A 12,145-nucleotide genomic window follows, 5' to 3' on the forward strand; every position below is an offset into this window, starting at 1 on the left:
CTACGGTTTTGTTAGGTGTCAAAGGCAATAATGGCACCCCAATACCAACTGGTTTACGCTTGTGCGTTGCTTCCCATCAGTTCGTCGAAAGCAACTGCTTTCGTCGTGACTTTCGACAGGCCCAACACGTAAGTGACGACGTTTTCTTCCAATACAAGGGCTTCGATCTCACCCAGACGACGACGGTCGCTGTAGTAGTACTTCAGCACTTCGCGTGGATCTTCGTAGCTTTGGGCGAAATCTTCGATTTGCGCCTTGACTTGCTCAGGCGTTGCCTGCAGCTTGTTGTCGCCCACCAGTTGCGACAGGATCAGGCCCAGGCGTACGCGACGCTCGGCTTTTTCTGCGAACAGTTCTGCTGGGAAAGGCACGTCCTTGACGTTCATGCCGCGCTGCGCCATGTCCTGGCGGGTCATTTCGGCCAGGCGCTCGGAATCCTGCGCGATCAGCGTTTTTGGCACTTCCAGTTCGGCAACTTTGATCAGCGCGTCCATGACGGCTTCCTTGTTGCGTGCTTTCACGCGGCCAGCGACTTCACGTTGCAGGTTGACTTTGATGTCTTCGCGCATTTTGGCCAGGTCGCCATCGGCAACGCCCAAGGACTTTGCGAATTCGGCATCGACTTCCGGCAGGTGCGCCCACTCCAGCTTTTGCAGGGTGATGGTGAACGAAGCGGTTTTGCCGGCCACGTCCTTGCCATGGTAGTCCTCTGGGAACGACAATGGGAAAGTCTTGGACTCGCCCACTTTCAGGCCCAGGGTCGCTGCTTCGAATTCTGGCAGCATGCGGCCTTCGCCCAGCACGAAAGCGTAGCCTTCAGCTTTGCCGCCTGGGAATTCAACGCCGTCGATAGAGCCGACGAAATCGACCGTCACGCGGTCGCCATTGGCAGCGATCGGCTCACCGCCGTCGCCGTGTTCGCCAGCTTCGCCCTTGGTGTGGAAGTGCACGCGCTGCTTGCGCAGGATGTCGATGGTCTTGTCGATTTCGGCTTCCGACACGTCGGCTTGCACAGTTTCGATTTCAACGGCCGTCAAGTCGCCGATGGCGACTTCCGGATACACTTCGAAGGTTGCATCGAAAGCCAGCTGGCCTTCGGCTGCTTCTTCTTTCGGCACGATGTCCGGGAAACCGGCCACGCGCAGATTGTTTTCGTTGGCGGCGTCGTTGAACGCGCGGCCGACTTTGTCATTCAGCACTTCGGATTCAATTTGGTAGCCGTATTGTGCTGCGACCATTTTCAACGGCACTTTGCCCGGACGGAAGCCCGGTGCCTTAGCCGTACGGGCTTGCACTTTCAGGCGCTTCTCAACTTCCGTGCGGACGTCCGTCAGCGGGAAGGAGATCGTGATACGACGTTCGAGTTTGCCCAAGGTTTCGACTGCAGTTGCCATGTAAAAAATCGTCCAAAAAATAAACACTGTTGGTGCGAGAAAAGAAGACCCGACCCCTTGCGCCATCACTGGCGGCAAGACATGGGTCCAGCTTCACTCGCTCGCATATTCATCTGTAAAAGTACTGAAAAACAGGACGATGGACCTGGTCTACCCGGCTGAGGGAAAACCCGCACCAGGCACCAAACAATCCGCCGCTTCCAGTACTGCGACAGGGCTCCGAGCGTCCAGCCTTGCTTCCAAGTAAATGCAAGGCCGGCCATCATTCGGTAAAGCGTGGCATTATAACAAAGGACTTCGGGAAAGTGGCTGGCTTTGCAGCCCGGCCACAGAGGATACCAGCGGCGGCGAACGAGTCGCTACAGCCTGGATGGCCCTGTCTTTACTCTTGCCCCGGCATTCTTTATTTCGCCAGAGACAGGCTTTCCAGCCTGCTTCGTTCATTAGTATATGCGAACTGTCGCCCCGTCCGAAACAAAGAAATGCGCTCTTGGCGAAGTTTTCGGGCAAAAAACCTTTGATTTACCTCAATTTGGCCATTTTTCAGGAAAATCTGCGCCCGGGCCCGGCCCTGCCGTCCGATCTCTGGTGAAAAATAGCGCAAACAAAGGCATCCCGAATGACGGAAATACAGGAAAGACAACAGAAAAACGCCTGCAACGAGGCTGAAGAACAACTTGATGGTGCTGCACCTCCGGGCTGGAACAACCCGGATTGGTGCGGATGGGGAGACTCGAACTCCCAAGCCGAAGCACTGGCTTCTAAGACCAGCGTGTCTACCAATTCCACCACATCCGCATTTTGTACGCAGCTTGTACATACCACTTGACTGCCGCACCTGATTTTAACAACTCGGGAGCGATCTGGCTACCTTGGACTGATCGAGCAAGCCCTCGGTAAAGCAAAGGCGGCATTTTACTGGATTTCCCAGAGGAATGCCGCCTTTTTTATGACTGCACCTTGGCGCAGGCTCCTAGCCTTCTTTTGCGATCACCGGCTCCGGCTTCTTGACCTGGAACCAGGCCGCATACAGGGCTGGCAGGAACAGCAAGGTCAGGGCAGTCGCCAGGATCAGGCCGCCCATGATGGCGACCGCCCTGCGTGCCCCCCCCCAGAACACGGAGTGCGACAGCGGGATCATGGTCAGCGCGGAGGAATTCCTTCCTTAGCTCCCTCCTTTGTCCAGCACCACCGGCTTCTTGACCCGGAACCAGGCCGCATACAGGGCAGGCAGGAACAGCAGGGTCAAGGCAGTCGCCAGGATCAGGCCGCCCATGATGGCCACGGCCATCGGCCCCCAGAACACGGAGCGCGACAGGGGAATCATGGCCAGCGCGGCGGCGGCAGCCGTCAGCACGATGGGGCGGCAGCGGCGCACGGCCGAGTCGATGATGGCGTCCCACGGCGCCGATCCATCGCTGATGTCTTGCTCGATCTGGTCGACGAGGATCACCGAGTTGCGGATGATCATGCCGAACAGCGCGATGACGCCCAGGTTGGCCACGAAGCCGAGCGGGCGATGCAGCAGCAGCAAGGCAAAGGCGGCGCCCGCCACGCCCAGCGGCCCCGTCAGGAACACCAGCAGGGAGCGCGAGAAACTGTGCAACTGCAGCATCAGCAAGGTGAAGATGATGAAGATGGCCAGCGGCAAGTTGGTCGCGATCGAGGCTTCCGCCTCGCCGCTGTCGGCCGCCACGCCTTTCACGGTGATGCGGTAGCCGGCCGGCAACTTGGCCCGCAAGGCATCGAGCTGCGGCGCCAGCTGCGTCGACACGGTGGCGCCCTGGATGCCATCGATCACGTCCGATTGCACGGTAATGGCCCATTCCCGCTTGTCACGCCAGACCACGCCCGGTTCCCACACGAAATGCACGCGGGCCAGTTGCGAGATGGGCACGGACTTGCCCGTTGCCGTCGGGATATTCGTGTCATTCAACACGGAAATCGTCGCCCGTTCGGCCAAAGGTTGGCGCACCTGGATATCGATCAGCTTGTTGTCTTCGCGGAACTGGCCGATGACCGTGCCCGACAGAATCGTATTGGCCGCCTGCATCACCGTTTTCGAGGTGACGCCCAGCGCGCGCATCTTGTCCTGGTCCAGGTCCAGGCGCAACACCTTCACCGATTCATTCCAGTTGTCGTTGACACCCAGGGTGTTCGGATTGGCGCGCATGATATCCTTGACCTGGTCGGCAATGGCCCGCACACCGGCCACTTCCGGCCCCGTAACACGGAATTGCACGGGATACGGCACGGGCGGCCCGTTCGGCAACAGTTTTACCCTGCCCCGCACTTCCGGGAAATCCTTCTTGAAGACATCGATGATCTTCTGGCGCAGTTGCTCGCGGTCCGCCAGGCTCTTCGGCAGGATCACCACTTGCGACACATTGGTCTGCGGGAAGATCTGGTCCAGCGGCAGGTAAAAACGGGGGCTGCCCGTACCCACATAGCTGGTCACGCTATCCACGCCGTCAAGCTTGCCCACAAAGGCTTCGAACTTCTTCACCTGCTTTTCATTCGCGGCAAAGGTCGTGCCCTCGGGCGACCACAGCTCCACCATCAATTCCGGACGGCTGGAATCAGGAAAGAATTGCTTCTCGATAAAGTTAAAGCCATAAATGCCCAGCGCAAAGATGGCCAGGGTGGCCGCGATCGTCGTCTTGCGCCATTCCACGCACCAGGTGACGGCGCGGCGGAAGCGGCGGAAATTCGGCGTATCGAACAATTCATGGTCGTTATGCGCGTGCGGTTTCACTTTCAGCAAGACGTAGCCGATGTAGGGCGTGAAGACGACGGCCACCACCCACGAAATGATCAGGGCCAGCGCATTCACGGAGAACAAGGAGAACGTGTATTCGCCGGCGGCCGACTTGGCCAGGCCGATGGGCAGGAAACCCGCCACCGTGATCAGGGTGCCAGTCAGCATGGGCATGGCCGTCGACGTGTAGGCGAAGGTGGCCGCATCGAAACGCGACATGCCCTCTTCCATCTTGCGCACCATCATCTCGACGGCGATGATGGCGTCATCGACCAGCAAACCCAGCGCGATGATCAGGGCGCCCAGCGAGATCTTGTGCAAGTCGATGTCCAGCAGGCGCATGCACAGGAAGGTGACGGCCAGCACCAGGGGGATGGTCAGCGCCACCACCAGGCCGGGCCGCACGTCGATGCGCAGCGGTTTCGTGTGCAAGCCCAGCGCGACGAAGCTGACGGCCAGCACGATCAAGATGGCTTCGATCAGCGTGTGCACGAATTCGCCCACGGAAGCGGACACGGCTTCCGGCTGGTTCGATACGCGCTGCAACTCTATACCCACCGGCAATTCGCTCTTCATGCGCGTCACCGTCGCTTGCAAGGCCTTGCCCATGTCGATGATGTTGCCGCCCTTTTCCATCGACACGCCCAGGCCGATCACTTCCTTGCCATTGAAACGCATCTTGTCCTTGGGCGGATCGACGAATTCACGTTTCACGGTGGCAAAGTCACCGAGGCGGAAGGTCGTGCCGTTGGCGCGCAGCTCCAGGTTTTCCAGGTCCGTGACGGTCACCATGGCGCCCGTCACGCGTACTTGCAGGTTATCCGTGGGCGTCACCAGCACGCCTGTGGCGTTGATGCTGTTCTGTGCAGACAGTTGCTGCACGATGGCATCAAAAGGAATGCCCAACTGGGCAAATTTCTTGTGCGAAAAGATGATATTGATCTTTTCGTCTTGCACGCCGAACAGTTCCACCTTCGATACCTGCCCCACGGCCAGCAGTTCCTGGCGCACCTTGTCCGCGTAATCCTTCATTTCCGCATAGGTGAAACCATCGCCGGACAGGGCGAAGATGGAGCCGTACGTGTCGCCGAACTCGTCGTTGAAGAACGGGCCCACCACGCCGGCCGGCAAGGTGCCCTGGATGTCGCCGATCTTCTTGCGCACCTGGTACCAGGCAGCCGCCGTTTCCTTGGGCGGCGCCGATTCGCGCAATTCCAGCAAAATCAAGGTTTCTCCGGGCTTCGAATAGCTGGTGATCTCGTCGATGTACGGCGTTTCCTGCAGCTTCTTTTCCAGCTTGTCCGTCACCTGCTCGGCCATCTGCAGCGCCGTGGCGCCCGGCCAGTACGCTTGCAAGACCATGGCGCGGAAGGTAAACGGGGGATCTTCATCCTGGCCCAGGCTGGCATAGCTGAGCATGCCGCCGATCAGCAGCACGGCCATCAGGTAGCGCGTCAGCGGGATGTGTTCGAGGGCCCAGCGCGACAGATTGAAACCGCCCTTCATTTGGCCGCACCCACGCTGACGGCGGCAGCGGCAACATCAGCCTTGCTGGCCAGTTCGGCGCCGAGGATGGACACTTTCTGGCCCGGCTTGAGCAGATTGACGCCGGCCGTGACCACCGTCTGCCCCGCTTTCACGCCCGAGGTCAGCAGCAACTCATTGCCCGCCACGCCGCCCACCGTTACCGGCACCAGCTTCACGGCGCCGTTTTCCACCACCCACACGGAGCTTTGCGATTTCTCGTTGAACAGGGCCGTCAGCGGCACCTTGATCTGCGGCGTGGCCGTCTGCGAGGCAAACTGCACCACGGCCGTCATGCCCAGGCGCGCCTGCGGCGCGTCCGGGATGCTGACCTTGGCCAGGTAGGTGCGCGTGGCGGCATCGGCCACGGGCGACACTTCACGTATCTTGCCCGGCAAGCCCTGCTTCGGGTCGGCCCACAGGCGCACCACCACATCCTTGACGCCGCGCAAGGTTTCGACCTTGTCTTCGGGAATGCCGATCACGACTTCCTTCTCGCCGCTCCTGGCCACTTGCACCACGGGCGTGCCAGGCGCCACCACCTGCCCTACTTCGGCCTCGATGCGCGTGACGACGCCATCGACGTCGGCCAGCAGGCTGGCATAGCCGGACTGGTTCGCCTGGCCCCGGTACAGGGCCTGGGCCGCTTCCACATTCGCTTGCGCCGCCTTGTAAGTGGCGTCCTTGCCATCGAGCACGGCCTGGCTGACGAAATTTTTCTCGCGCAAATCCTGGTAGCGCTTCAGTTCGGCGCGCGCCAGGTCGCGGCTCGTTTCCGCGCTGACCAGCGAGGCCTTGGCCTGCGCCTGCGACAGCTGCAAGTCGACAGGATCGAGCTGCATCAGCACTTGCCCTTTTTTCACACTGGCGCCCACATCGACCCTGCGCGCGACGATCTTGCCGCCCACGCGGAAACCCAGCTGCGACACCACGCGGGGCACGACCTCGCCCGCCAGCTCGGCACTCACGTCAACATTACTGCTAGACAACACCATCGCGCGCACGGGGCGCACGTCTTCCACTTTGACGGCAGGCTTGGAACAGGCCGCCAGGGTCAGCGCCAGGGCAGCGGCGGCGATCAGCCGCAGTGCGGGCAGTGCGGGTGCGCCGGTCTCGCGGCGCAGGGTTTTCAGGGCAAACAAGGTATTTTCCTTTACTATGCGGGCTGTTAGATTTTTACGTGAGGAAACTTTTCGCTTGCCAAGTGATGCTAGCCAAACTTTTTCGCACACGATATCCTTAAATTTGTGACAATATCAGCTTGATCATGACAGGGAGTGACTTCCCCTAATGACTTTCTGGTTATTAATTATAATCGTGCGCAAAAGTTTTTAGTGACTATTGCGTCATTAATCTTGAGACATACAACGTTCGGCAATCCTCCTGCGCTGGCAGGGTTCCGGACAAAACTGCAAGACTAAAGAAGCGTGTTCAATGCCTGTAGACCATTACGAAAATTTTCCTGTTGCATCATTCCTGCTGCCGCGCCGCCTGGTGCCCGCCGTCGAAGCCATCTATGCCTTCGCCCGCAGCGCCGACGACCTGGCCGATGAAGGCGACGCCACGCCGGCCGAACGCCTGGCCGCCCTGCAGACCTATGAAGAGGCGCTGGGCCGCATAGCCCGCCACGAAGGCCATGCTGGCCTGAACGCCGCCATGTTCGAACGCCTGGCCGCCGTCATCGCCAAATTCCAGCTGCCGCTCAAGCCGTTTTACGATCTGTTGTCGGCCTTCAAGCAGGATGTGCAAACGACGCGCTATGCCAGCTACGACGACGTGCTCGATTACTGTGCCCGCTCCGCCAACCCCGTGGGGCTGCTGATGCTGCACCTGTACGGTGCGGCCGATGAACAGAATGTACGCGATTCCGATGCGATATGTTCAGCTTTGCAACTAATTAATTTCCTGCAAGACGTCGCCATCGACCAGCAAAAAGAGCGTATCTACCTGCCGATGGAAGACCTGAGCCGCTTTGCCGTCTCCGCTGCAGCCTTCGAGCGGCCCGAAGCGCATGGCAAGTGGAGCGCCCTGATGCGCTTCGAAGTGGCCCGCACACGCGCCCTGATGTTGTCGGGCGCGCCGCTGGCCCTGCGCCTGCGCGGGCGCATTGGCTGGGAACTGCGCCTGGTGGTGCAAGGGGGCTTGCGCATCCTCGAAGCCATCGAAGCCGTCAATTACGACGTCTTCCGGCGCCGCCCCAAGCTGGAGAAACGCGACTGGCTGATCATTTTCTGGCGCGCCCTGCGCATGTCGCGCAAAAGCCTGCATCAAGAGACACAAGTAAAAACGGCTTTTCCCCCGTCGCCCACTCTGTAAGACGATAGAATAGCGGCTTCGATCTGCAACCCTTGCTCTTTTGACTATGTCTCCCGACGAATACTGCCAACAAAAGGCCGCCCAGAGCGGCTCCAGCTTCTACTACAGCTTCCTGTTCCTGCCTGCCGAACGCCGCAAGGCCATCACGGCCTTGTACGCCTTCTGCCGCGAAGTCGATGACACGGTCGATGAATGCACGGACGAAGCCGTGGCACGCACCAAGCTGGTCTGGTGGCGCAAGGAAGTCAAGGCCATGTACGAGGGCAACCCCACGCATCCCGTGATGCGCGCGCTGCAGCCGCACCTGGCGATCTACAAGCTGGAAGAAAAGCATTTGCAGGCCATCATCGACGGCATGGAAATGGACTTGAACCAGACCCGCTACCTCGATTACCAGGCCATGAGCCGCTATTGCTGGCACGTGGCCAGCGTGGTGGGTATCTTGTCGGCCAGCATCTTTGGCGCGACGCGCCCGGAAACCCTGCTGTACGCGGAAAAACTGGGCCATGCCTTCCAGCTGACCAACATCATCCGCGATGTGGGCGAAGATGCGCGCAAGGGGCGCATCTACCTGCCGATCAGCGAATTGCAGCAATTCAATGTGACGGCGGCCGACCTGCTGAACGCGCGCCACAGCGAAAATTTCGAAAACCTCATGCGTTTCCAGGTGGCACGCGCGCAAAAGGCGTACGACGAAGCCTTCGCGCTCTTGCCAGCCGAGGATCGCCGCGCCCAGCGCCCGGGCTTGATCATGGCCGCCATCTACCGCACGGTGCTCAATGAAGTCGAGCGCGACGGCTACCACGTGTTGAAACAGCGCATTTCGCTCACGCCGATCCGCAAACTGTGGCTGGCCTGGAAGACCTGGGTTCGTGGCTGAGAGTAACGTGAAGCAACGCTACGCCGTCATCGGCGCCGGCTGGGCTGGCTGCGCGGCGGCCATGGAACTGGCACGCGCCGGCCATGCCGTCACCCTCTTCGAGGCGGCGCGCACTCTGGGCGGGCGCGCACGCCGGGTCGAACGCGAAAATACTGTGCTCGACAACGGCCAGCACATCTTGCTGGGCGCCTACACGGAAACCTTGCGCCTGATCAAGCTCTCGGGACAAGACCCCAGCGAACTGATCCTCACCCTGCCCCTGCAGATGCGCTATCCGGCCAACTCAGGTGGCATGGATTTCGTCGCGCCGCGCCTGCCCGCGCCGCTGCACCTGGCATGGGCCCTGCTGCGCGCCAAAGGATTATTGCGCGCCGACAAGCTGGCCCTGATGCGTTTTTCCACCGCCATGCGATGGATGGGCTGGCAACTGTACAACGATTGCACGGTCAGCGAATTGCTGCAGCGCTTAGACCAGACGGACCGCTTGAGCCGGCTGATGTGGCACCCGCTGTGCCTGGCCGCGCTGAATACCCCGCCCGAGCGGGCCTCGGCGCGCGTCTTCATCAACGTGCTGCGCGACAGCCTGGGGGCATCGCGCCGCCGCGCCTCCGACATGCTGATCCCGAAAGTGGATCTGACCAGCCTCTTGCCCGATGCGGCCGCCCGCTACCTCACCCAGCATGGCGGCGCGGTACGCACGGGCGCCAAGGTTGCCGCCTTGCAAGCTTTGCCCGATGGCCGCTGGCGGCTTGATGACGGGGAAAGCTTTGACGGCGTGATCGTGGCCACCTCGTCCGTGCAGGCGGCAAGCCTGCTGCAAGGCTTGCAGGATACGCGCCTCGATGACGTCATTAACTGCATGCAAGCTTTCACGCCGGAAGCCATCAGCACCTGCTATTTGCAATACGACGCTTCGGTGCGCCTGGACTTGCCGTTCTATGCCCTCGTCGATACGCCGGAGCAGCGGCACTGGGGCCAGTTCGTCTTCGACCGGGGCCAGCTCGACAGCAACCAGGCGGGCTTGCTGGCCGTCGTCATCAGCGCCTCCGGCCCTGCCGCCGAGCAAGGCCACGCACCGCTGGCGCTAGCCATCGCCGCCCAGTTGGCGCAGGTGCTGCAGCGTCCGGAACTGGCGCAGCCCGCCTGGACCCAGCTGATCACGGAAAAACGCGCTACCTTTGCCTGCACGCCGGACCTGGCGCGCCCCGGCAACGCCAGCGGCGTGCCGGGCCTGCTGCTGGCGGGCGACTATACGGCCAATGCTGACCGCACGCAGGACTATCCGGCCACCATCGAGGCGGCCGTGCGCAGCGGCGTGGCGGCGGCCAGGATCGTCACCACGGGCAAGGTGGCAAAGTAGACTTGACGGTGCATCCTGCCCTGGTGTCGCTCGCCCCCGCGAAATTGCATTCTGTCGCACCGCGCTGGTGCAGCTGCGTGCGCTTGGGTACAGTCTGATCATCGACAACGGCCATGCCACGGGGAATACCATGCACACCACCTTGCACTTGAAAAACAGCTTGAAAGCCCTGGCGCTGCTGGCTTGTGTGGCGCTGGCCACCCTGATCGTCATTCACGTGCAGCAGGTGCCACAGGCGCCATTGCTGCTGAGCCAGGCAAGCATGCTGCTGCCGGCACTGGGCTAAGCGACGCGCAGGAACAGGAAGAATATGATGAGCAAACAAGATTATCTCGACGCGCTGCGGCGCGCGCTGGCAGGCTTGCCACCGGACTTGGTGGCCAAGACCCTCGACTATTACGAACAGACTTTCATCGAAGGCGCGGCGGCCGGTCGCAGCGAACACGAGATCGCCGACGACCTGGGCGAGCCGAAAAAAATCGCCCTGACCTTGCGCAGCAGCACCCACCGCCAGGCCTTCGAACACAAGAAAACCCCCGTCAACCTGCTGCGCCTGCTCGTCTCGCTGGTGGGCCTGACCATCTTCAACCTGTTCATGGTCGTGCCTGCTGCCGTCTACGCGGCCCTGCTGGCCGCCCTGTATGCCGTCGGCCTGAGCTTTTACCTGGCCGGCATCGCCATCACGGCCAGCGGCTTGTCCGGCGCCAACGAACTGGTGCTCGATGGCCCGCTGCGCCACGTCTTCGTCCAGGACGATGAGGGCGGCGAGCGGCGCGAGACGCGCATCACCATCGGCGACACGGGCATCGAAGTCGATCACCTGCCCGGCCCCGTCAAGGCTGAGTCCGAACCCGAGGCGCCGGGCGCGTCGTCGCGCATGATGGAGCGGGCCGAAGCGCTGGCCGGTGGCGGCATCCGCATTTCCACCGACATGGACCGCGATGCGCGCACCACGCAAACCGTCTTCGGCGTGGGCATACTGCTCGGCGGCATCGCCATCTTCCTGCTCAGTCTGGTGGTCACGCGCTATACCTTGATCGGCATCAAGCGCTACATCGCCATGAATGTCTCCCTGCTCAAAGGTCACTAGAAAGGCTGCCATGAAACGCTTGCTCAAAGTTGGCCTGTCCATGCTCCTGCTGGCACTGGTCCTGATCGCCATGTCGTATGCGGCGTTGCGCGCCAAGGGGATCAGCAATCCCAGCAGCGCTGCCGGTCGCGCCGTGCGCAGCGAAACGCGCCCGATTTCCGCCGATATCACCAGCATCGACCTGGCCGGCCCCATCGACCTGGTGCTGCGCCGCGGCGCCACGCCATCGCTGAAGGTCAGCGGCGAGCAGCGTTTGCTGTCGAACGTCGCGACCACCGCCGATGGCACGACCCTGCATATCGGCCCGAAAGGCATGCTCTTCCACCATCGCCAGCCGCTGCAGGTGGAACTGGTGCTGCCAGCCCTCGTGCGCATGGAAGTGCACGGCAATGGCGACAGCAAGATCACGGGATTTTCCGGCGACAGTTTCATCCTGGAATTGACGGGTTCGGGCGATGTCAGCTTCACGGGACGCTACAAGCAGGTGTCGGCCACCGTCAACGGCAGTGGTGACCTCGACATCAACGGCGGCAACAGCGACAGCGTGGTGCTGGAAATGGTGGGTTCGGGGCGTATCGCCGCCAGCGGCAACACGAAATTCCTGCGCGCCGACCTGAGCGGCTCAGGCGACATCGATGCCGAGCACCTGGCGGCCGACAAGGCCAGCGTCAGCCTGCAAGGCTCGGGCCAGAGCACCGTCTTCGTGCGCGATGCCGCCAACCTGACCTTGCGCGGCAGCGGCGACATCCACGTGCACGGCAACCCGCGCCAGCGCGATGCGCAAAAGAGTGGTTCAGGCGACATCATCTGGCATTAATGACGA

9 protein-coding genes, 1 tRNA gene and 1 pseudogene are annotated in these 12,145 nt (G+C 61.4%); 6 read left to right on the forward strand and 5 right to left on the reverse strand.

Going from position 1 to position 12,145, the window contains the following annotated elements:
- Positions 1-53: 53 nt before the first annotated feature.
- From tig to ACQ4WP_RS07625, 5 genes and pseudogenes are all read right to left on the reverse strand, one after another.
- Positions 54-1,394 carry a trigger factor gene (gene tig, locus ACQ4WP_RS07605; RefSeq protein WP_436519406.1) on the reverse strand — a complete coding sequence of 447 codons (1,341 nt, stop codon included), beginning with the start codon at positions 1,392-1,394 and terminating at the stop codon, positions 54-56.
- Between the two features lie 715 nt (positions 1,395-2,109).
- A tRNA-Leu gene (locus ACQ4WP_RS07610) sits at positions 2,110-2,192 on the reverse strand.
- A gap of 175 nt (positions 2,193-2,367) precedes the next feature.
- Positions 2,368-2,550, reverse strand: a pseudogene (locus tag ACQ4WP_RS07615) (hypothetical protein); the annotation flags it as partial.
- A gap of 9 nt (positions 2,551-2,559) precedes the next feature.
- Positions 2,560-5,658: an efflux RND transporter permease subunit gene (locus ACQ4WP_RS07620; RefSeq protein ID WP_436519407.1), complete on the reverse strand. Its 3,099-nt coding sequence runs from the start codon at positions 5,656-5,658 to the stop codon at positions 2,560-2,562.
- Entirely contained in the window at positions 5,655-6,818 is a 1,164-nt protein-coding gene (locus ACQ4WP_RS07625) for an efflux RND transporter periplasmic adaptor subunit (protein WP_436519408.1), read from the reverse strand. Before ACQ4WP_RS07625 ends, ACQ4WP_RS07620 begins: the two co-directional genes overlap by 4 nt.
- Before the next feature lie 292 nt (positions 6,819-7,110).
- Between ACQ4WP_RS07625 and hpnC the strand changes: the two genes are divergently transcribed.
- From hpnC to ACQ4WP_RS07655, 6 genes are all read left to right on the forward strand, one after another.
- The gene (gene hpnC, locus ACQ4WP_RS07630) at positions 7,111-7,992 is read left to right on the forward strand and encodes a squalene synthase HpnC (RefSeq protein WP_436519409.1); all 882 of its coding nucleotides are present in this window, start codon (positions 7,111-7,113) and stop codon (positions 7,990-7,992) included.
- A gap of 46 nt (positions 7,993-8,038) precedes the next feature.
- Positions 8,039-8,872, forward strand: a complete 834-nt coding sequence (gene hpnD, locus ACQ4WP_RS07635; RefSeq protein ID WP_436519635.1) for a presqualene diphosphate synthase HpnD — start codon at positions 8,039-8,041, stop codon at positions 8,870-8,872.
- Positions 8,865-10,232, forward strand: coding sequence for a hydroxysqualene dehydroxylase HpnE (hpnE, locus tag ACQ4WP_RS07640; RefSeq protein WP_436519410.1), 1,368 nt, complete (start codon positions 8,865-8,867; stop codon positions 10,230-10,232). The genes hpnD and hpnE overlap by 8 nt, the downstream gene beginning before the upstream one ends.
- A 130-nt stretch (positions 10,233-10,362) precedes the next feature.
- Entirely contained in the window at positions 10,363-10,518 is a 156-nt protein-coding gene (locus ACQ4WP_RS07645; protein WP_436519411.1) for a hypothetical protein, read from the forward strand.
- Positions 10,519-10,542: 24 nt separating this feature from the next.
- Positions 10,543-11,322, forward strand: a complete 780-nt coding sequence (locus ACQ4WP_RS07650) for a DUF1700 domain-containing protein (protein ID WP_436519412.1) — start codon at positions 10,543-10,545, stop codon at positions 11,320-11,322.
- Positions 11,323-11,332: 10 nt separating this feature from the next.
- A complete protein-coding gene (locus tag ACQ4WP_RS07655; protein ID WP_436519413.1) occupies positions 11,333-12,139 on the forward strand; it encodes a head GIN domain-containing protein in 807 nt (268 codons plus the stop codon).
- The last annotated feature ends 6 nt before the right edge of the window (positions 12,140-12,145 follow it).

It is taken from the genome of Janthinobacterium lyxosi (assembly GCF_051380665.1).
GTDB lineage: Bacteria > Pseudomonadota > Gammaproteobacteria > Burkholderiales > Burkholderiaceae_D > Janthinobacterium.

Coding starts and splice junctions, on each gene's coding strand:
- ACQ4WP_RS07620 (WP_436519407.1), bottom strand. CDS start 5,658: ATGAAGGGCGGTTTCAATCTGTCGCGCTGGGCCCTCGAACACATCCCG.
- ACQ4WP_RS07650 (WP_436519412.1), top strand. CDS start 10,543: ATGATGAGCAAACAAGATTATCTCGACGCGCTGCGGCGCGCGCTGGCA.
- tig (WP_436519406.1), bottom strand. CDS start 1,394: ATGGCAACTGCAGTCGAAACCTTGGGCAAACTCGAACGTCGTATCACG.
- hpnD (WP_436519635.1), top strand. CDS start 8,039: ATGTCTCCCGACGAATACTGCCAACAAAAGGCCGCCCAGAGCGGCTCC.
- ACQ4WP_RS07655 (WP_436519413.1), top strand. CDS start 11,333: ATGAAACGCTTGCTCAAAGTTGGCCTGTCCATGCTCCTGCTGGCACTG.
- hpnC (WP_436519409.1), top strand. CDS start 7,111: ATGCCTGTAGACCATTACGAAAATTTTCCTGTTGCATCATTCCTGCTG.
- ACQ4WP_RS07645 (WP_436519411.1), top strand. CDS start 10,363: ATGCACACCACCTTGCACTTGAAAAACAGCTTGAAAGCCCTGGCGCTG.